This is a genomic window from Nocardia sp. alder85J, from assembly GCF_020176955.2.
In the GTDB taxonomy this organism is placed as follows: Bacteria; Actinomycetota; Actinomycetes; order Mycobacteriales; family Mycobacteriaceae; genus Nocardia.
Map to the genome: position 1 here is coordinate 684,374 of NZ_JAIUCZ020000003.1, position 20,418 is coordinate 704,791.

Below are 20,418 nucleotides of genomic sequence, written 5' to 3' on the forward strand. Positions count from 1 at the left end.
TACGGGAGGGTGGAGCCATGCCCGCAAGGGTAGCCTGCTCAGCTGAATCCGGCGCGTTTCTGAACAGGTGATAAGGAACGCATCGATAACTACGCGGTAGCAGATTCGTCCGGTGGCTCGCTCGGCGCGCGACAGCAATACTCCAGCCACAGTGCGGCCGCCACCAGGGCCAAGCCGGCCACCAGACCGATGATGGCGCCGGGGGTGTCGGACGCCGCCGCGTGCAGGGTGGGCCGCTGCGGATACACCCAGATCAGGAACCCCAGCCAGACTCCGGCGGCCAGCGATCCGACCTGCGCGGACGCCTTGGCCAGTGCGACCGCCCGGGCCACCGTGATCGGATGCAGTTGCCGCGGCCCGTCCCCGATCCGCTCGTCGCCGACGCGGGCCCGGACCACGAAGCCCAGCACCGCCTCCAGCGCCGCGACCGGATAGAGCGAGGCGCCCGCGATCGCGGTGATCGGCGGGAAGCTGGAATACGCCCAGCGCGTGGCGATCCAGGCGACGACCGCCGCGACCAGCACGTTCGCCGTCAGGTCCAGTACCCTGGTCGGCTTCATGACGTTCACCGGGAGACCGCCCCCAGCGTCAGATCGGTGCGCCGCACCCCGTCCCGCTCGGCGGGATCGAGGGCGGCCAGCAGCTCCCGCACCGGCAGTGATCGGCCGTCCACCTCCAGCGTCGCGTCGGGTTCGGCGGCCAGCCACGGCACCAGGACGAAGGCCCGGTGGTGGGCCTGGGGATGCGGCAGGATCAGCTCGGGATCGGTGCTGTGCACCGGCGTCGCCGGGCCGCCGGCCGGATCGGCGGTGGCACAGCAGATCACGTCCACGTCGAGGGTGCGCGCGCCCCAGCGCACCTCGCGGACCCGGTTCGCGGCCTGTTCCAGCCGCCGGCCGCGGTGCAGCCACTCCCGGGGGTCGGCGGCCGGATCGTCCACCACCAGCACGGCATTCAGGTAGTCGTCCTGTTCCACGCCGCCCCAGGGCGCGGTGGTGTAGATCGGCGACACCGCCACCAGCCAGGGTGCGAACGCGTCGGTGACGCTGCGCAGATGCGCCTGCCGGTCACCGAGATTCGATCCGATCGACAGCACCGCCCGGCTCACGACACCGCCTCGGGGGTGCGGGTGCGGGTGGTGACCACCCGGACGTCGGCGAAGGTGTGCGGGATCGGCGCCGAGGGTTTGTGCACGGTCACCTCGGCCGCGGCGATGCGGGGATCGGCGGCCAGTACGGCATCGGCGATCTCCGACACCACCGTCTCGATCAGGTCGCGCGGCGGGCCCGCCACGATGCGCACCGCCAGCTCGGCGAGCATGCCGTAGTCGATGGTGGCGGCCAGATCGTCGGTGGCCGCGGCCGCCGCGAAATCCGTCCGGATGGTGATGTCGACGACGAACTCCTGACCGTCGCGCCGCTCGTAGTCGAACACGCCGTGATAGCCGAACGCGCGCAGGCCGCGCAGTTCGATCCGATCGGTACTCACCTGACTCCCTGTCGCCGTCGATCCGCGTCGATCGCGTTCGTACCCGTTCCCGCGGCGGTGTCCGCCGGGTTCGCCGTCCCCGCGCCGCCGCGCCGCCAGGCGTCGGTCACCGCCACGGCGTCCAATGAGGACCGCACATCGTGCACCCGCACCCCCCAGGCGCCGTGCCAGGCGGCCAGCGCCGAGACGGTGGCCGTCGCCACCTCGCGGCCGTCGGGCGGGCGCGGAATCGCCGGTGCGTCGCCGTCGCCCGGTTCGGCCAGCAGCGACCCCAGGAAACGCTTGCGGGACGCGCCGACCAGCACGGGCAGCCCCTGCCCGACCAGCCGCGGCAGCGCGTGCAGCAGCGCCCAGTTGTGCTCGGCGTTCTTCGCGAAACCCAGGCCCGGATCCAGCACCAGCCGGCTCGGGTGCACACCCGCCGCCAGCGCGAGATCCACCTGTGCCGACAATTCGTCGATCACCTCGGTGACCACGTCGTCGTAGTGCTCCGCCGGACCCGGGTGCCGATAGTCGGCCGCCGCCCGCCAGTGCATGAGAACCCAGGGAATCCCGGCGTCCGCCACGACCCGGACCATATCCGGGTCGGCGCGGCCGCCGGAGACGTCGTTGACCACCGATACCCCCGCCTCGATCGCCGCGGCGGCCACGCTCGCCCGCATGGTGTCCACGCTGGTGGGGACGCCCGCGGCGACCAGTTCCCGGATCACCGGCGCCACCCGGGCCGCCTCGGCCGCGGGATCCACCCGCACCGCGCCCGGCCGGGTGGACTCACCACCCACGTCGATGATGTCGGCGCCCGTGCCGAACAGCCGGATACCGTGCTCGACCGCCAGCACCGGATCGAGGTACCGGCCGCCGTCGGAGAAGGAGTCGCTGGTCACATTCACGACTCCCATGACCACACAGGACCGTCCGGCGCGAGGCGTGATCAGGGGGATCATGGGCAGTATCTTCGCCTATCCTTTTCTGCCTGTCGCCGCCGGTCTCCGGCTGTCGCGACGCTATTTGCGAAGGATGAGATCGAGCGCCTCGGCGCGCGAGGACGCGTTGGTCTGCAACAGGCCGCGCACCGCCGAGGTGGTGGTGCTCGCACCCGGTTTGCGGATGCCGCGCATCGCCATGCAGAGGTGCTCGGCCTCGACCACCACGATCGCGCCGCGCGGATCCAGCTTGCGCATCACCGCGTCGGCGATCTGACTGGTGAGCCGCTCCTGCACCTGCGGCCGCTTGGCGTACAGATCGACCAGCCGGGCCAGCTTCGACAGACCTGTCACCCGGCCGTGCGTGCCGGGGATGTACCCGACGTGCGCGACCCCGTGGAACGACACCAGATGATGCTCACAGGTGGAGTACATCGGGATGTCACGAACCAGCACCAGTTCCTGGTGCCCCTCGTCGAACGTGGTGTTCAGCACCGCGTCGGGCTCGGTGTAGAGCCCCGCGAACACCTCGCGGTAGGCGCGGGCCACCCGGGACGGGGTGTCGACGAGACCCGGTCGATCCGGGTCCTCGCCGACCGCGATCAATAATTCCCGGACCGCCGCCTCGGCTCGTGCCTGATCGAAGGGGCGACCGGTCTCGAGCGCTACGGGACCGGAAACGACACGGTTGTTGACCGACACTCGGGACACCTCCACAACATCTCGGGCACCGGCAATCTTTCGGCACCCCGATAATCGAGCGTAACCACAGCCGATCAGTGCCGGCCGTTCGGACCGTCCCACTCGCTCGACTCGCCGTCTCCATTCGGTGCGGGACGACCCGACTGCTCCTGGTCGGGACGGTTCCAGCCCCGGCCGTAGCGGATGCCACCGGCCGGCGCCCAGCCCGCGGAGGGCTGGCTGCCCGGGTAGCTCTGACCGCCGTAGCCCGGCGGCGTGCCGCCACTACCGGATTGTCCGCCCTCGGCGTCCTCGACCGGCGGCCAGCCCGGGGCCGACCAACCGGCGGGGGCGCCGTAGTCCGGCCGCGAGCCGTGCGTGCCGGGACGCGGGTAGGGCTGTCCGGCACCGGGCACCGGATACGGCTGCGGGGCCTGCTGCGCGGGCACCGGATAGCCGTAGGCGGGCTGCCGGCTGCCGCCGTCGGCGGGACCGCCGACCGGGACCGGTGCGGTCGCGGGCACCTCGGGGGGCCAGGGCTCGCCGCGCTCGGCGGCCAGCTCCCGCGGCGTCTTCACCGGCGGACGGTCGGATGGGGTGCGCTCACCGAAATCGTTGAACGCGGTGATCCGCGGCCGCTTCTCGACCGTCGACAGCACGCCCTCGAGTTCCTTGCGGTGCAGCGTCTCGCGCTCCAGCAGCGCGGTGGCCAGCGCGTCGAGTTCGTCGCGGTACTCGTTGAGGATCGCCCACGCCTCGGTGTGCGCGGCCTCGATGAGGTTGCGCACCTCCTCGTCGATCTCCCGGGCGACCTCGTGCGAGTAGTCCGAGTTCATCCCCATCGAGCGGCCCAGGAACGGGTCGCCCTGCTCCTGGCCGTAGCGCACCGCGCCCAGCCGCGCGCTCATGCCGTATTCGGTGACCATCGCGCGAGCGATCTTGGTGGCCTGATCGATATCGGAGGAGGCGCCGGTGGTCGGCTCGTGGAAGACCAGTTCCTCGGCCGCGCGGCCGCCCATGGCCATCACCAGCCGGGCGATCATCTCCGAGCGGGTCATCAGGCCCTTGTCGTCCTCGGGCACGGTCATGGCATGGCCGCCGGTGCGGCCGCGGGCCAGGATGGTGACCTTGTAGACCGGCTCGATATCGGGCATGGCCCAGGCCGCCAGCGTGTGGCCGCCCTCGTGGTACGCGGTGATCTTCTTCTCGTGCTCGCTGATGATGCGGCTCTTGCGCCGCGGGCCGCCGATGACCCGGTCGACCGACTCCTCCAGCGAGGCGCCGGTGATCACGTTGCCGTGTTCGCGGGCGGTCAGCAGCGCCGCCTCGTTGATGACGTTGGCCAGATCGGCGCCGGACATGCCGACGGTGCGCTTGGCCAGGCCGTCCAGATCGGCGTCGGGCGCGATCGGCTTGCCCTGCGAGTGCACCCGCAGGATGGACCGGCGACCGGCCAGATCGGGATTGCTGACCGGGATCTGCCGGTCGAAGCGGCCCGGGCGCAGCAGCGCCGGATCCAGGATGTCGGGACGGTTGGTGGCCGCGATGATGATCACGCCGGTGCGGTCGCCGAAGCCGTCCATCTCGACCAGCAGCTGGTTCAGCGTCTGCTCGCGCTCGTCGTGCCCGCCGCCGAGGCCGGCGCCGCGCTGGCGGCCGACCGCGTCGATCTCGTCGACGAAGATGATGCAGGGACTGTTCTGCTTGGCCTGATCGAACAGGTCGCGTACGCGGGAGGCGCCGACACCGACGAACATCTCGACGAAGTCCGAACCGGAGATGGTGAAGAACGGCACTCCCGCCTCGCCGGCCACGGCCCGGGCCAGCAGCGTCTTACCGGTACCGGGCGGGCCGTAGAGCAGCACACCCTTCGGGATCTTGGCGCCCAGGGCCTGGTAGCGAGCCGGATTCTGGAGGAAGTCCTTGATCTCGTAGAGCTCCTCGACCGCCTCGTCGGCGCCGGCCACGTCCGCGAACGTGGTCTTGGGCATGTCCTTGGTCAGCTGTTTGGCCCGGGACTTGCCGAAGCCCATCATGCCGCCGCGGCCACCGCCCTGCATGCGGGCCATCACGAAGACGAACAGGCCCAGCAGGATCACCATCGGCAGCACGAACAGCAGCACCTGGGTGAACCAGCTGTCCTGTTTGACGGCGGTGTTGTAGGGGGCGCCGGAGTCCTGCACGTCCTTCAGGACCTGGGCGGACACCTCGCTGCCGCCCGGGTACTTGGCGATGATCTGGGACGAGCCGCTGGTCGCATCGGTGCCCTTGTTCAGGGTGATGCGCAGCTGCTGTTCCTTGTCATCGATCTGCACCTGTTTGACGTTGGCTTTGTCCTGCAACTGGCTGAGCGCCACCGACGTATCGACGTTCTTCCAGCCGCGCGTGTCGTTGCTGAAATAGCTGACCAGATAGATCACGAGCAGGATGCCCGCGACTATGGCCAGGTTGCGAAACACTGTCTTGCGGTTCATAGAGCGTCGGCCGGCGGGCCAGTCCTTTCCGGTGTCTTCCGGGTGCTTGCCTACTATGCGTGCGATCAGGTCGGCGTGCGATCGGTTCGGTGCTCGTCCGCTCGATTCCCGCCGACTGCGGCGGAAAAGGATGCGGACAAGCCACGTTACCGCGTACGGTCTACTCGATACATCGCGCAGTTCGGCAGCTATCGCAGTTCAACAGGTAAACGGCCGGAGAATGCTTCTGGTTCCCGGCTCGTGCCGGGACCGACCCGGACAGACGCTGCCTCTGTCCATCCGCATGCCCCTCATCATGGCATGCGGGTCCTATTGTGAGTGACAACACAACAAGAGCGCAGGGGGTATGGACATAGTCGAGCTACGGACACCCACAGCGATTCTGCGACACGGCGACGGGCGGCTGACAGTGCTGCGACCGGGTACCGACGGCGAGCGGGTGCTCGACGTTCCGGTGTCCGAGCTGCTCAAGGTCCGGCTGAACCGCCGCGCGGACGACGCCGTCGTCATCGAGATCTACCTGCGATACCCGACACCCGTACTCACCGGGATCCCGGCCGACCGGACACCCCTGCCGGTACTCATCGCCGAGCACGACGTCCCGGCGGCGATGGTGATCGTGGAGCGTCTCAACGCCCAGATCCTGGAGACCCAGCGCATCGACATGTCCATGCCGGACCTCACCCCGCCGGCGCCGGAATGGGGCCGCAGCGGGCCGACCAGGGCCGATGTGGACCGTGCGGTGAAGCGGATGGCGCCGCAGCGCGACACCCGGCCGGCCGTCACCGCCCTGCACCGGCTGGTCGCCGCCGACGAGTTCGCCCTGGAGACCGCGGTGGTGGTCACCGATACCGACACCGTGCCGCCCCCGGCCGGGCGCGGGGTGCTGGCCGTCACCACCGAGCGCATGCTGTTCGTCCCGGTCGGCGCGGACACCCGGCACGCCTACGAGATGCCGATCGCGGCGCTGATCTCCGCCCAGCCCACCGACGACTCGGCGCCCGACAGCGGCGGCGACTTCGGCATCGACGTGTTCGACGGCAATCTGACCATGCACTTCACGGGCACCGACCGGGCCGACACCGATCGGGTGATCGGCGCGCTCAACTTCGCCGTGCAGCGCGCCTCCGCCGAGGGCGCGGTGGCCGTGCCCGATCCGGGCGTGTCACAGCTGTATTCCGAATGGGATCTGCTGGTGGAACGGCACTCCCTCGGCATGGTGGACGACGCCCAGTTCCAGCGTTACGGGCGCGGCATCCTGCGCTCACTGCCCGACTGACCGCACCACCGCGCCCGAACCGGACCGATCAAGAGGCCTGGACGTCGCCGTCGCCCCGCAGCCCGATGCGCCGCCACGGGCTGGTCGGCCGCATCCACAACCGCAGCAGTTCCAGCCGGCGATCCAGACCGCCGGACTTGAGTTCGGCCAGATCCTCACAGGCCTGCCAGTAGGTCCAGCCGGTCAGATAGGAGTCGCCGAACTGCCGCCAGTTGCGGTACCGGCGCTGGGCCGGCGGCAGGGCCCGCATGACGTACTCCCAGGCCACGTCGGCGTCCAGGTAGCCCGCGGTGAACGCCATCCGGGCCACCGCCACCACCCGGGCCAGATCCCACGCGGCGATGTCGGCCGGCAGCGGCTGGGTGAGATGGTCGGTCAGCCCCAGCTTGATCGCCTGCGACCAGATGTCGTAGTCGCGGACCAGCGCCTCCGGGTTGTCCATGCCCCGGAAGGAGCCGACCTGCCGCAGGAAGGCCCGGTGCCGGTCGGCCCGCTCGCCGAACCGGTCGCGTTCGGGCGAGTTCACCGAGGCCGTCACCAGCGGATGCACCAGTTCGTACAGCGGGGCGTGCATCCCCTCCAGCAGTTGTTCCATCGACGCCATCGCCTGGGCGCCGTCGGTGATGCCCCAGGCGCCGGTCAGGGTGTCGATGGCCAGTTCGCGCCGGTCACCCAGCGGGTGCTGGCGTTCGGGACCGAGCAGCAGCGCATCGTGGAACGCGTCCCAGCGCGCCGAATAGAAGGCGCCCAGCGACAGCGCCCGCAGTTCGTCGTCGGAGACCTGCGCGCCGGACCAGTGGTCGTCCTCCCGCCGATCCAGCTCCTCGTACGGAAACGTGGTCAGGGTCGGCATGTCACGGGCAGCAGCCATCCTCCGATTGTGTCGCATCGATCTTGATCGAGCACGGTTTTCGGTCTCTGGTTCGCGTCGGCGGGTTCGCAACCCAGTATTTTCACACCGAGTTCGATCAGAGCCGACGCGGGCGGCTGCCGAGCGCTACTCTCGGCCCCATGTGCAGAAGTATCACCGTCCTGCGCGGGCTCGAGCCCCCTGCCACGGAGCAGGAGATCTACGCGGCGGCCCAGCAGTACGTGCGGAAGGTCGGTGGCCTGTCCGGTTTGTCCTCCACCACCAAGCCCGCCTTCGACAAGGCGGTGGCGGCGATCGCGGCCGCGACCACCACGTTGCTGGCGGAGCTGCCCGATCGCCGGGTACCGCCGTCGACCGAGCCGCCGCTGCGCCGGCTGGCCGCGGCGGACTGACCGCAGGCAACCGTGGCGACAGCCGTGTTCGCCGGACTGGCGACGCTGGACATCGCCCATACCGTCCCCCGCTACCCCGCGGAGGACAGCAAGACCCAGGCCACCGGGCAATTCGTGGGCGCGGGTGGACCCGCCGCGAACGCCGCCGTGACCTACGCATTCCTGTCCGGGCAGACCCCGGCGCTGGTCACCGCGCTCGGCACCCATCCCCTGGCCCGGCTGATCCGGCACGATCTCGACGCCCTCGGCGTTGCCCCGATCGACGTGGCCCCCGGCGGCACGCATCGGCCCCCGGTGTCCTCGATCGTGGTGGCGACCGATTCGGCCAGCCGGACGATCGTCTCGATGGACGGCGCCGAGATCGCCGCGCCCTTCGATCCCGCCCATCTCGGTCCCCTGCACGACGCCGAGGTGCTGCTCGTCGACGGTCACCATCCCGAACTCGCGGTGGGCTTCGCCACCGCGGCGCGCCGGGCGGGCATACCGGTGGTCCTGGACGCCGGGCGCTGGCGGCCGGTGCACACCGATCTGGCGCCGCTGACCGATATCGCGATCTGCGCGGCCGACTTCGCACCGCCGGGGACCGGCGGCGATCCGGATCGGGTCTTCGATCATCTGCACGCCCGGGGTGTGCGGTACGCGGCGATCAGCCGGGGCGCGAAGCCGATGTCGTACAGCGGCCCGGACGGCCGCGGCGAACTCGGGGTACCGGCCACGGAGGCGGTGGACACCCTCGGCGCCGGTGACATCCTGCACGGCGCATTCTGTCATTATCATGTTGCGGGACAAGGGTTTACGGATGCGCTCCGCAGCGCGGCCGCGATCGCCTCGGCCTCCTGCGCCCACCTCGGTACTCGGGAGTGGATGCGGCACCCGATCGTTCAGCCGACGCGGTAACCGTCGCCGTCGGCGCGCAGGCGCAGATCCGCGCGCTGCCCGGTCCCGGCCACCAGAGCCGCATTCGGCAGATCGCTGCCGAACACCTTGTCCCGTGCGGATTCCGGGCTGCGGCCGCCGCGGCGGTGCCGGCGCAGCAGCCGTGCGGTGAGCACCGCCCGCGGGGCGTCGAGGTACCAGGCCTCGTCCAGGCAGGCCCGCACCGGCGCCCAGCCCAGCCGGTCGTACAGCAGGTAGTTGCCCTCGGTGAGCACGATCCGCCGATGGTCCAGCACCAGCCGATCGGGCGCCGGTTCGTGCAGCTCGCGGTCGTAACCCGGCCAGCGCAGCGGCTGCCCGAGCGGAATGTCCCGCAGCGCCCGCAACCGGTCGATGTAACCGGCCGCGTCGAAGGTGTCCGGTTCGCCCTTGCGGGCCCGCGCCCCGAGCGCCTCCAGTTCGGCATTGGTGAGATGGAAGCCGTCCATCGGCGCCACCTCGGCCACCTGCACGCCGGCCTGCGCATCGATCTCGTCCCGCAGCGCCGCGGCGAAAGTCGACTTGCCCGCACCCGGCGGACCGGCGATGCCGAGCACGAACCGGCCCGGTCGCCGCACCGCCCGCTCCCGCACCCCGCCGGCCAACTGCGCCAACGACATCCACGCCCCGGCCGCGGTACCCTCGCAGTGGTTCGGGCCGGTCACACCGTGTCCCCAGGACGCGGATACCGGCCGGATACGGACACACACGGCAATGTCGCCGCCCACCCACTCGCGCCGTCCCCAATCGACACGAGCGAGAGTGCGCACGGTGGCACCCCGCCTCCGGCCCTGCCGCTCATGCTGTCACCATCCGGCACGAGCGAGGGCCTGCGTGGTGACGCTCCGCTGCCGCCTCCGGCCCTGCCGCTCATGCCGGCGACCCTACTCATCGGCCGCGCAACAGTTGCGGATCGAGCTCTCGACAGCGTGCGGTTCGGCCAATAACGTCCGAGCCGATGTGATTCACCGCTCGCGCGCCCGATTCCGGCCCGGCTCGCCTCACCGAGCGAAAGGTACATGTCGTGACCACCACCAGCGACACCTCGGCGGACAACGTCACTTCCGGCCGCGGTGAGACCGTGGCGCCGCCGGGCTACCGGCTGTCGGATCTGCCCGGTCCCCTGGACCGCGAGGAACTCGAGACCCTGGACGCCTGGTGGCGGGCGGCCAACTATCTGTCGGTAGGCCAGATCTACCTGATGGCCAATCCGCTGCTCACCGAACCGCTGATCCCGGAGCACATCAAACCGCGCCTGCTGGGGCACTTCGGCACCGTGCCCGGCCTGAACATGGTGTGGGTGCATGCCAACCGGGCGATCCTGGAACGCGATCTGCACGCGGTGTTCGTCGCCGGGCCGGGACACGGCGGTCCTGGGCCGAACGCGTGCGCCTGGCTGGAGGGCACCTACTCCGAGCTGTACAGCCACATCCCCCGCGACGCGCGCGGGATGCGGGCGCTGTTCCACCAGTTCTCCTTCCCCGGTGGCGTGCCCAGTCACTGCGCTCCGGAGACGCCGGGATCGTTCCACGAGGGCGGGGAACTCGGCTACTCGCTGCTGCACGCCTACGGCGCCGCGCTGGACAATCCGGATCTGACGGTGTTCTGCGTGATCGGCGACGGCGAGGCCGAGACCGGGCCGCTGGCGGCGAGCTGGCACGCCAACAAATTCCTCAGCCCGGCCCGCGACGGCGCGGTGCTGCCGATCCTCGCGCTCAACCAGTACAAGATCGCCAATCCGACCATCCTGGCCCGCATTCCCGAGTCCGAACTGCTGGCGCTGCTGCGCGGGTACGGCTACGACCCGGTCGTGGTCGGCGGCGACGATCCCACCGCGGTCCACCAGGCCATGGCCACCGCGATGGACACCGCCCTGGATCGGATCGCGGAGATCCAGCACGCCGCCCGGTTGCGGCACGACGATCAGCGCCCGGCATGGCCGCTGATCGTGCTGCGCACGCCGAAGGGCTGGACCTGCCCGCCGATCGTCGACGACGAACCGGTGGAGGGCACCTTCCGCGCCCATCAGGTGCCGCTGCCCGCCGCGCGCACCGATGCCCGGCACCGGGCGGTCCTGGAACAGTGGTTGCAGTCGTACCGGCCGCAGGAGTTGTTCGACTCGATCGGGCATCCGCTCCCGCAGTTGCTGCGGCTGGTGCCCGAGGGCGACCGCCGGATGAGCGCCAACCCGATCACGAACGGCGGCACGCTGCTGCGCGATCTGCGGATGCCGGAATGGGCCGACTACGCCGTCGAGGTGCCGGCGCCGGGAGCGACCGCGCACGAGGCCACCCGGGTGCTGGGCGGCTTCCTGCGCGATGTGACCGCGGCCAACCCGAACAACTTCCTCACCTTCGCCCCCGACGAGCTGGCCAGTAACCGGTTGCAGGACATCCTGACGGTCACCGGCCGCGACTGGCAGGCCGACATCGGCGAGTACGACGAGAAACTGGACCGCCGCGGCCGGGTGATCGAGGTGCTGTCCGAGCACATGTGCCAGGGCCTGCTGGAGGGCTATCTGCTGACCGGCCGGCACGGGGTGTTCACCTGCTATGAGGCGTTCATCCACATCGTCGACGCGATGTTCAACCAGCATGCGAAGTGGCTGGACGCGAGCAGCCGGGTGCCGTGGCGGCGGCCGCTGGCCAGCCTCAACTACCTGCTCTCCTCCCACGTGTGGCGGCAGGACCACAACGGATTCACCCATCAGGACCCGGGCTTCCTCGATGTGGTGATGAACAAGAAACCCGAGATCGTCCGGGTGTACCTGCCGCCGGACGCGAATACGCTGCTGTCGGTCTACGACCACTGCCTGCGCTCGCGGCACTACGTCAACGTGGTGGTGGCAGGCAAACAGCCGCAGCCGAACTGGCTTTCGGCCGACGACGCCGCGACGCACTGCGCCCGCGGCATCGGGATCTGGCAGTGGGCCGGGCACAACGACGAGCTGGGCAGCACCCCGGACATCGTGCTGGCCTGCGCGGGCGACGTGCCCACCCTGGAAACGCTGGCGGCCGCCTCCATTCTGCGAGAACGCCTGCCGCAGTTGCGTATCCGAGTGGTGAACGTGGTCGACCTGATGCGGTTGCAGCCGCGCGACGAACATCCGCACGGCCTGCCCGACTCCGAATTCGACACGCTGTTCACCAAGGACCGGCCGATCCTGTTCGCCTTCCACGGTTATCCCTGGCTGATCCACCGGCTCACCTACCGGCGGGCCAACCACGTCGGCATGCATGTGCGTGGCTATCAGGAGAACGGCACCACCACAACGCCTTTCGACATGTGCATGCTCAACAACCTGGACCGGTACCACCTGGTGCGGGACGTGGTGGATCTGGTGCCGGAGCTGCGCGAGACGGCGGCCGGGCTGCGCCAGGACATGACCGACGCCCGACTGGCCGCGCGGGACTGGACCCGTCGCTACGGCGAGGACATCCCGGAGGTCACGCAGTGGCGCTGGAGCTGACCGGCAGCAGCGCGAAAATCGTTGCCGGACCGCCGGATCCGTCGCGGTAGAGCGGTCCGCCGACCAGGATCCGGGCGCCGGTGCTCGGCAGCGCGGCGAGATTCGCCAGGCATTCCAGGCTGATCCGGTGCTCGCGGTACAGCAGTTTCGACACCGCGTACCCGTCGTCGGCCCCGACGTCGGGTCCGAAGGTGTCGATGCCGAGGGCGCCGCGGCGGCCGAGCCGGCCGGTGCCGAGCAGCCATTCGACCGCCGCCACCGAGAAGCCGGGCTGCCGGCCCGCCGCCGCGCCGGCGCCGGCGAATTCCGGTGTGCCCCACTTGCCGTCCCAGCCGGTCCAGGCGACCACCGCCGCCCCGGCGGGGATGCGGCCGTGGTCGTGCTCCCAGCGCCGCAGGTCGGCGACGGTGATCGCGTAGTCGCGGTCGGCGCACCGGTCGCGCACGTCGATCTTCACCGCGGGCAGGAAGAGGTCGCCCGGATCGAGCCGATCGGCGGCGAGGCCCTGGGGATCGAAGTGGATCGGGGCGCCCCAATGGGTTCCGGTGTGCTCACCCTGCCGGATGTACCGCAGGTAGTAGCCGTCCGCCGCGACGGTCGCGACCGTCTCCAGCCGGAACTCCGGATCACCCGGATACAGCGGCGTCGTCGCCGGGTCGTGCACATGGGACAGATTCACCACGGTGTCCACGCTGCCTCGTTCCGCTGGTCCGGCCGGTTCGCCGGACGATCATCGCAGGCCGGCGGTCAGCGGCGGTCGGGCACCGCCGAGTGTGGTTGTGCGGTGGCGGGATCCACCACCCGCTCCAGCGCGCGCAGATCGGCCTCCAACGCCCGGAACATCAGGTAGGCCGCGACGAAGGCGGCGATGGCCCCCAGGCACAGCACCCGCACCGAGACGATCACATGTGGAATGTCCTGTGGGGGAAGCAGGGTCACCCCGGCGACGGCGAGCAGCGGCACCGAGGCCGCGACCGCGAGATAGGCGGTGCAGCGCCGGCTCAGGCCGCGCAACTGCGCTGCGTCGTCGGCGTCGAGTTCGCCGTGCCGCAGGAACAGCGGATAGATGCACCGCACCAGATAGAAGACTACCGGGAAGAACGGATAGGTCACCGCCATCGCGCCGCACACCAGCAGCGAGGCCAGGAAGTGCGCCACCATCGGGCCCTCGACCTCACCGGTGCTCAGTTGCAGGGCGATCGGGAAGGTCACCGCGGCCAGCGCCCAGAGCGCGAACACCACCAGCACCACCCGGTCGCCGAGCAGCAGCGCCTCCCAGCGGGCCCGGGTCAGCGTGCGCTGGTCGAAGGTGCGCCCGCGCCGCAGGCCGCGCTGCACGACCAGCAGATGCCGGGACAGATACACCAGCACCGCGATGCCGATCGGGAAGAACACCCCGTTCACGATGAAGGTGACGATCTCGAACGCGTGATGCGCGGGCTGGCTGAGCCGATCCACGATCAGCGATCGGTTGTGCTGGATGTTGAACAGCGAGGCGATCACGTTCGGCACCCCGATGGCCAGCACCATCAGCGGAATCATCCAGGCCCGCAACCGCATTCGCATACTGCCCGGTGGCGGGTCGACGAGTTCGCGCGCCCGCTGGTCCAGGCACAGCTGCAACTGCTGGGCCAGTTCCGCACCGCCGCTCCAGCGGCGCTCGCGCTCCGGTTCGAGGCAGGTCAGCAGCACCCGTTGCAGCGCCGCCGGACAATCGGCCGGCAACTGCCGCAGCGCGTCGGCGTCCACACCCGCCCGGCGGCGGTCCAGCAGCGCCCCCAGCACCGTGGCGTCGCCGCGGTCCTCGTCCTCGCCGACGGTCTCGTCCGCGAACGGCTTGGCGCCGGTGAGCAGTTCCCACAGCACCACCCCGAGCGAGTACAGGTCGGCGCGGGTGTCGAGATCCTCGGCCGTGCGCGCGTGCCCGGGATGGCAGGCCTCCAGCTGTTCCGGTGACATGTACGACAGCGAGCCGCCGAAGTACGCCACCGGATTCGAATCGGCCAGATGCTTGCTGAAACTGATGTTGAAATCGGCGAGCTTGGGCACCGCCTCGGCGGTCAGCAGCACGTTCGCCGGTTTCACGTCGCGGTGCAGCACCCCGTGCGCGTCGGCGTAGGCCAGCGCCTCCGCCAACCGGCAGCCCAGCCAGGCCACCGTGTCCGGCCAGGACATCGCGGCGATCTCGGCGCGCACGCTGGAATCGGTGGGCCGGATCTCGCCCTTCTCCTCCATGGCCGCGTCGACCGCGTCCAGCAGCAGTTGCCCGCTGCGCTGATCCACCGGGGTGGCGCGGACCCACCGCAGCACCCCGAGCAGCGTGCCGCCCGGCAGGAACTGCATGTAGAGCAGCCGCAACCGGCGCTCCCGTTCCCCGGCGCCGATTCCGGGCAGATCCAGCAGCCGCTGATCGAAGACCCGCACGATGTAGTCGTGGTCCAGTTGCGCCAGGGTCTGCGGCTCGGAACCGCGGTCGGCGGAGATCTTCACCGCGACCAGCCGTTGCAGCGTGCGCTGCCGCGCCAGGAACACCCGGGCGAAGGCACCGCTGCCGAGCGTGGTCAGCAGGTCGAAATCGTCTATGCGCTGGCCGATCTCGAGCTGGCCGAGCTCGTCCACCGGCTGCCGGCCCAGATCGGTGGTGGTGCGGGTGGCATCGCCGGACCAGGTACCGGCATGTGCGGCGGTCCGGGTGTCCGGAACCCGTTGCTGGGTGCTCTGGTCCGCGCCATCGGCATTGAGCAACTCCCGCAACTGGCGCGCCTGGGTGGGATATTCGCGCAACCAGTCACGCGGGTCGACCCGCTCACCGCTGTGCCGGAGGATGACGAACTCTTCGTAGACCAATCCGGCCGGAATCTCCTGCGGCGCCAATTCGGGGAATTCCGCACAGTATTCACGCAGCCGCTTGCGGGCCGGAGCGGTCGGCGCGGACACCGACCGCAACCACCGGTTCCGCAGATCGATCCGGATCAGATCCAGCAGCGCCCGCATCCGTAATGTCTGCGCGTCCGGGAGATAGTCGGCGATCTCCGGCGGACGAGCGTCCGCCTCCCATGCGGCGGCAAACGCCGCCACTGCCCCGAACTCGACCGATCCCGCCACACCCGCCATCATCCCCTGCGTTGTCAAGCCGAATGATAATTTTCGCGTCAGCAGTGAAATGCCCCATTTCGACCACGACGCGAGGGGTTGCAACGATGCACGAGGACACTGCGGCCGAGCCGGACATGGACACCGCGGCCGAGCCGGACATGGACACCGCGGCCGAGCCGGACATGGACACCGCGGCCGAGCCGGACATGGACACCGCGGCCGAGCCGGACATGGACACCGCGGCCGAGCCGGACATGGACACCGCGGCCGAGCCGGACATGGACACCGCGGCCGAGCGCGCGGGCATCTCGATCCGAACCCGCACGGATGCCACGACGGGGATGCACACCGAAAGTGCTGCGGCACAGACTCGAACCGAAGGCGCCACCCGGACGTACATGGAAGACGCGGCGGCGGCAGAGCACGGCAAGCAGACCGGTCCACCCGTCGCTCAGGAGGATTCGATGAGTATGAACATCCCGGCCACGGCGAGCGAGATCGCGGCGGCAGTCCGGGACGGCATACTGCGGCCCGAGGCGGTGGTCGCGGACACGCTCGATCGCATCCAGGCCGGGGATCTGGCGCTGGGCGCCTTCGCCGTCGTGCGGGCCGAGCGCGCGCTCGCCGAGGCGCAGGCGCTGGCCGACCGGCCGGATCTGGACGAACTGCCGCTGGCCGGGGTGCCGATCGCGATCAAGAACAACATCGATGTCTCCGGCGAGGTGACCCGCGGGGGCTCGCGCGCCGGTGGCGACGATCCCGCGACCACCGATCATCCGGTGGTGGCGAGGCTGCGCGCGGCGGGCGCGGTGATCGTCGGGCTGACCGAACTGCCGGAACTGGGGCTGTGGGGCGTCACCGACACCGGCGATCGAATCACCCGATGCCCGTGGAACGTCCGGTACAGCGCGGGCGGCTCGTCCGGGGGTTCCGGGGCTGCCGTGGGTGCGGGCCTGGTGCCGGTGGCGCACGGCAACGACGGGCTCGGCTCGGTGCGGATACCGGCGGCCTGCTGCGGCGTGGTGGGCGTCAAACCCGGCCGCGATGTGGTGCCGTCGGAGGTCGGGGCGGATTCCTGGGGCGGCATGGTGGAGAACGGCGTGCTCGCCACCACCGTCGCCGACGCCGCGCTGGTGTTGTCGGTCCTCGCGGGCCGCCCGGCGCTGGCCGATCCGGAACCACCGCCGCCGCTGCGCATCGCGCTGGCCGTCGGCTCGCCGACCCCGCTGGCACGGGTGGACCGGGAGTGGGCGGATGCGGCCCGCACGGCCGCGGCGACCGCCGCGGCGGCCGGTCACACCGTCGCCGACGCACCGCTGCCCTATGCCGGCGGCACCGACGCGGTGATCCTGCGCTGGCTGGCCGGGGCCGCGCGGGATGCCGGGGAGCTGTCGCATCCGGACCGACTACAGAGACGCAGCCGGGTACACGTCGCACTGGGCCGGGCGGTGCTGCGCGCCGGCCTGATCCGCCCGCGGCAGGTCGATGTGGTGGAGACCCGGCTGCTGGACTATTTCGAACATCACGATGTCGTCGTCACACCGGCCCTCGCCGGGCCCGCGCCGCTCGCGCGCGACTGGCACCGCCGGGGCTGGGTGGCGAACATGGCCGCCGGCATCCGATTCGCGCCCTTCACCGCGCTGTGGAATCTGGTCGGCTGGCCCGCGTTGAGTATCCCGATGGGTTTCCACCCACGCACCGGGACACCCCTGGCCGCCCAACTCGCCGGTCCCCCGGGCAGCGAATCGACGCTGCTCCGCCTGGCCGCTCAGTTGGAGGCGGCCCGGCCCTGGCAGCGGGTGGCGCCGACCACGTGATCGGCGCGGTGCGGCTCAGTCCTGTGGCTGCGCCGGAGTTCCGAAACCGCCGGACAGGACGCGGTTGGCGAAGTCCAGAATGGTCGGCCGATCGTCGTCGGCCCGCCAGGCCACGGCCAGCTCGCACGGGGGCAGTCCGCCCACCGGTCGCGCGGTCAGTCCGGGCCAGCGGTACATCGGCACATTGCTCTCCGCCAGCAGGCAGACGCCCAGTCCGAGGCTGACCGCCTCCAGCCGCTCCTCCGCGGTCGCGGCCTCGCCGCCGATCTTCGGCTGGCGACCGCCGCGGCCGTCGTTGCCGAGCCAGAAATCGCGGCTCGCACCGGCTTCCGGCGGCATGGCGACGAAGGGCTCCCCGGCCAGGTCGGCGAATTCGATGACCTCCCGGTCGGCCAGCGCGTGATTCTCCGGTAACAACACCCAGCGGGTCTCCGACCGCAGCACCTGCCAGCGGTACCGGCTGGTGTCGGGCACGGGTAGCCACATCAGAGCGAGATCCGCCTGGCGGCCGGACAATCCGCTGGACGGATCGGTCCAGGACGCGGAGTGCAACGCCAGCCGGTGGCCGCTGGCACTCTCCAGGTCGGAGATCAGGCCGCGGCCGATGGAACTCTGGATGCCGACCCGCAGCACCTCGCCCGCCTCCTGGAGGGCCACATTGGTGACCTCCCAGAGTTCCAGGATCTTGCGAGCGCCCTCGAGCAGCTCCTTCCCGGCGACGGTCAGCGCGACGCTGCGCTGGTTCCGGTCGAACAGGACGACGTCGAGCTGCCGCTCGAGCTGGCGGATCTGTCGCGACAGCGTTGGCTGAGCGATGTGCAGCCGCTGAGCGGCATTGGTGAAGTGAAGTTCCTCAGCGACGGCGACGAAATACCGCAAGTCGCGCAAGTGCGGATCCATAGCCCCTTGCTATCAGAATTGGTCTTGAAAATCCAGCCATATCAGACCCAATACTGAGCGATTGGGCACTGAAACAGCCGTCAGGTTTGTTAATGACAGCATATTGCCTAGACAAACCTGCTGCACAACCACCTCCGCAAACCTCCGGAAAACCCGCCCCGCGCAAGCCCATCCCCGACGTAAACCCGCTCGACCAGGAAGAATCACCCCCGAAAAGACCATCCGGACCCCACCTCGACAGCCCGTCGACACCCGATCGATCCCCCAGCAACAACCACTCGAACCGGACATCCAGGCCGTGGGCCAAAACGGTGATCTTCATCACATTCCGGCGAGTCTCCCACGACACACCCGGAATCCGTTCTAGGCCACCGCGCATCGGACGCCCCGAGTACGGCGATGCACCACCGGCCGACGCCACGAGCCCCAGCCGATCCGCACCAGCCTCACAAACCGGGCATGGCCCCGCACATCGGAGCGACGACGATGCGCGCCCGGAATCCCCCGGGCGTACGGACGCGGCCGATCAGACCGAATAGACCTTGGGGTCGAGGGTGCCGATGTACGGCAGATCCCGGTAGCGCTCCGCGTAGTCCAGGCCGTAGCCGACCACGAACTCGTCCGGGATGTCGAAGCCGACGTGCGCGACCTCCACCGCGGTGCGCAGCGCGTCGGGCTTGCGCAGCAACGTCACCACCTCGAGCGAGGCCGGGTTGCGGGTGGACAGGTTGCGCTTGAGCCAGGACAGGGTCAGCCCGGAGTCGATGATGTCCTCGACGATCAACACATTGCGTCCGGCGATGTCCTTGTCGAGATCCTTGAGGATCCGCACCACGCCGGAGGAGGAGGTGGAGGAGCCGTACGAGGACACCGCCATGAACTCCAGCTGAGTGGGGATCGGCAGCGCCTGGGCCAAGTCCGTCATGAAGAAGATCGCGCCCTTGAGGACGCCGACCAACAGCAGATCACCCTCGGGAGCATCGGGCGAATATCGTTTCGCGATGAGTTCGGCCAGCTCGTCGACCTTCGCCTTGATCTGCTCCTCGGTGATGAGCACCGACGCGATGTCGTCCCCGTACACGTGCGCTGGGTTCCCTTCAGTGATGTCGGCCTCCGGTGAGCGCGACCTCGATCACCGGAGATCATTATCCTGCATCAGCGTCAGCCTGCCATGTTCGCGCGCGGCAACCAACCTCGTCCCGGCCGCACCACCGCCGACCGCGACCCCGCCTTGCCCGTGCCAATCCGTGATCAACGCGTCGACCGCTCGTAAGTGCTTGTCCGTCAACGCTTTCGCGCCACCGCCCAGTAGCCACGCCCGCACCGCCCGGCGGCGGACGGCCATCGGGGCAGTGGCGAGCATCTCGATTTTCAGTGTCGCACCATCACCGGCCGTCCGAAGCAACTTTCCGGCAAGTTCGTCCAGGACCACGCCGTCGGCGCGCAACTGTTCGGCGGTCCGGGCCAGCGCGGCCGCGACCCCGCCGCCGAGCACCTCCTCCAGCAACGGCAGCACCTCGGTGCGCAGCCGCACCCGGGTGAATTCCGGCGAGCTGTTGTGCGGGTCGTCGTAGGGCCGCAGCCCGAGATCGGCGCACAACAGCCGGGTGGTCTCCCGCCGCACCCCGAGCAGCGGCCTGCCCCAGGGCGCGGCGAAGGGGGCCATGCCCTGCACCGATCGCGGACCCGACCCGCGAGCCAGCCCCAGCAGCACCGTTTCGGCCTGATCGTCGAGGGTGTGGCCGAGCAGCACCGGCAGTCCGGCGCGGGCCTCGTCCAGCGCCGTGTAGCGGGCCCGCCGGGCGGCGGCCTCGAGCCCGCCGGCGCCGGTCACGGTCACCGTGAGCACGCGAGCGGAACGGCAGCCCAGCGCCCGCGCGGCGGCGGCGGCCGCCGCGGCCACGGCGGCGGATCCGTCCTGTAACCCGTGGTCGACGATCAACGCGTCGACCACGGCGGCCTCGGTCACGGCAGCGGCGGTCAGCGCCAGCGAATCCGCACCGCCGGACAGCGCGACCGCGACCACGCCGGTGGGGGCGTACCGGGACAGCCAGTCCCTGACCGCGTGCCGCAATTCCAGCGCCGCCGCGGTCTCCGGCAGTCGCGCCGCCAC

Annotated in this window: 18 protein-coding genes; 5 read left to right on the forward strand and 13 right to left on the reverse strand. The window is 70.2% G+C overall.

Features of this window, described 5'->3' with window-relative positions:
* Positions 1-89: 89 nt before the first annotated feature.
* From LBW94_RS14350 to ftsH, 6 genes are all read right to left on the reverse strand, one after another.
* A complete protein-coding gene (locus LBW94_RS14350) occupies positions 90-560 on the reverse strand; it encodes a DUF3180 domain-containing protein (RefSeq protein WP_225053894.1) in 471 nt (156 codons plus the stop codon).
* Between the two features lie 5 nt (positions 561-565).
* Entirely contained in the window at positions 566-1,108 is a 543-nt protein-coding gene (folK, locus tag LBW94_RS14355) for a 2-amino-4-hydroxy-6-hydroxymethyldihydropteridine diphosphokinase (protein ID WP_225053892.1), read from the reverse strand.
* A complete protein-coding gene (gene folB, locus LBW94_RS14360) occupies positions 1,105-1,488 on the reverse strand; it encodes a dihydroneopterin aldolase (RefSeq protein ID WP_225053890.1) in 384 nt (127 codons plus the stop codon). The genes folK and folB overlap by 4 nt, the downstream gene beginning before the upstream one ends.
* Positions 1,485-2,432 carry a dihydropteroate synthase gene (gene folP, locus LBW94_RS14365; RefSeq protein WP_225053889.1) on the reverse strand — a complete coding sequence of 316 codons (948 nt, stop codon included), beginning with the start codon at positions 2,430-2,432 and terminating at the stop codon, positions 1,485-1,487. The genes folB and folP overlap by 4 nt, the downstream gene beginning before the upstream one ends.
* A 60-nt stretch (positions 2,433-2,492) precedes the next feature.
* Complete coding sequence (gene folE, locus LBW94_RS14370; protein WP_225053887.1) at positions 2,493-3,113, reverse strand: GTP cyclohydrolase I FolE; 621 nt, start codon at positions 3,111-3,113, stop codon at positions 2,493-2,495.
* 74 nt (positions 3,114-3,187) lie between these two features.
* Positions 3,188-5,566, reverse strand: coding sequence for an ATP-dependent zinc metalloprotease FtsH (gene ftsH, locus LBW94_RS14375; protein ID WP_225053885.1), 2,379 nt, complete (start codon positions 5,564-5,566; stop codon positions 3,188-3,190).
* 346 nt (positions 5,567-5,912) lie between these two features.
* On the opposite strand from ftsH, the gene LBW94_RS14380 reads away from it, so the two are divergent.
* Positions 5,913-6,845 (forward strand): hypothetical protein, encoded by a 933-nt coding sequence (locus tag LBW94_RS14380; RefSeq protein WP_225053883.1) that lies wholly within the window; start codon positions 5,913-5,915, stop codon positions 6,843-6,845.
* Positions 6,846-6,873: 28 nt separating this feature from the next.
* On the opposite strand, the gene LBW94_RS14385 is transcribed toward LBW94_RS14380, so the two are convergent.
* Positions 6,874-7,716, reverse strand: coding sequence for a DUF1266 domain-containing protein (locus LBW94_RS14385; protein WP_225053882.1), 843 nt, complete (start codon positions 7,714-7,716; stop codon positions 6,874-6,876).
* 140 nt (positions 7,717-7,856) lie between these two features.
* Between LBW94_RS14385 and LBW94_RS14390 the strand changes: the two genes are divergently transcribed.
* Both LBW94_RS14390 and LBW94_RS14395 read left to right on the forward strand, forming a co-directional pair.
* Entirely contained in the window at positions 7,857-8,108 is a 252-nt protein-coding gene (locus LBW94_RS14390; protein ID WP_225053881.1) for a DUF2277 domain-containing protein, read from the forward strand.
* Positions 8,109-8,120: 12 nt separating this feature from the next.
* Complete coding sequence (locus LBW94_RS14395) at positions 8,121-9,005, forward strand: PfkB family carbohydrate kinase (protein WP_225053879.1); 885 nt, start codon at positions 8,121-8,123, stop codon at positions 9,003-9,005.
* Here LBW94_RS14395 and LBW94_RS14400 read toward each other — a convergent pair.
* Positions 8,990-9,688 (reverse strand): nucleoside/nucleotide kinase family protein, encoded by a 699-nt coding sequence (locus tag LBW94_RS14400; protein ID WP_225053878.1) that lies wholly within the window; start codon positions 9,686-9,688, stop codon positions 8,990-8,992. The genes LBW94_RS14395 and LBW94_RS14400 overlap by 16 nt on opposite strands.
* A 416-nt stretch (positions 9,689-10,104) precedes the next feature.
* Between LBW94_RS14400 and LBW94_RS14405 the strand changes: the two genes are divergently transcribed.
* Positions 10,105-12,492 carry a phosphoketolase gene (locus tag LBW94_RS14405; RefSeq protein WP_225054406.1) on the forward strand — a complete coding sequence of 796 codons (2,388 nt, stop codon included), beginning with the start codon at positions 10,105-10,107 and terminating at the stop codon, positions 12,490-12,492.
* Here the strand turns inward: LBW94_RS14405 and LBW94_RS14410 are convergent.
* Entirely contained in the window at positions 12,470-13,183 is a 714-nt protein-coding gene (locus LBW94_RS14410) for a cyclase family protein (RefSeq protein ID WP_225053876.1), read from the reverse strand. The genes LBW94_RS14405 and LBW94_RS14410 overlap by 23 nt on opposite strands.
* Positions 13,184-13,239: 56 nt before the next feature.
* On the reverse strand, positions 13,240-15,606 hold the full coding sequence (locus LBW94_RS14415; protein ID WP_225054404.1) for a serine/threonine-protein kinase: 2,367 nt from the start codon (positions 15,604-15,606) through the stop codon (positions 13,240-13,242).
* Between the two features lie 452 nt (positions 15,607-16,058).
* Between LBW94_RS14415 and LBW94_RS14420 the strand changes: the two genes are divergently transcribed.
* Positions 16,059-17,405, forward strand: a complete 1,347-nt coding sequence (locus tag LBW94_RS14420; RefSeq protein WP_225062420.1) for an amidase family protein — start codon at positions 16,059-16,061, stop codon at positions 17,403-17,405.
* A 15-nt stretch (positions 17,406-17,420) separates the two neighbouring features.
* On the opposite strand, the gene LBW94_RS14425 is transcribed toward LBW94_RS14420, so the two are convergent.
* The 3 genes from LBW94_RS14425 to tilS form a co-directional block, all read right to left on the reverse strand.
* The gene (locus LBW94_RS14425; RefSeq protein ID WP_225062416.1) at positions 17,421-18,305 is read right to left on the reverse strand and encodes a LysR family transcriptional regulator; all 885 of its coding nucleotides are present in this window, start codon (positions 18,303-18,305) and stop codon (positions 17,421-17,423) included.
* Positions 18,306-18,831: 526 nt separating this feature from the next.
* Positions 18,832-19,386 carry a hypoxanthine phosphoribosyltransferase gene (hpt, locus tag LBW94_RS14430; protein ID WP_225062415.1) on the reverse strand — a complete coding sequence of 185 codons (555 nt, stop codon included), beginning with the start codon at positions 19,384-19,386 and terminating at the stop codon, positions 18,832-18,834.
* Positions 19,387-19,437: 51 nt separating this feature from the next.
* Positions 19,438-20,418 carry a tRNA lysidine(34) synthetase TilS gene (gene tilS / locus LBW94_RS14435; RefSeq protein WP_225062414.1) on the reverse strand — a complete coding sequence of 327 codons (981 nt, stop codon included), beginning with the start codon at positions 20,416-20,418 and terminating at the stop codon, positions 19,438-19,440.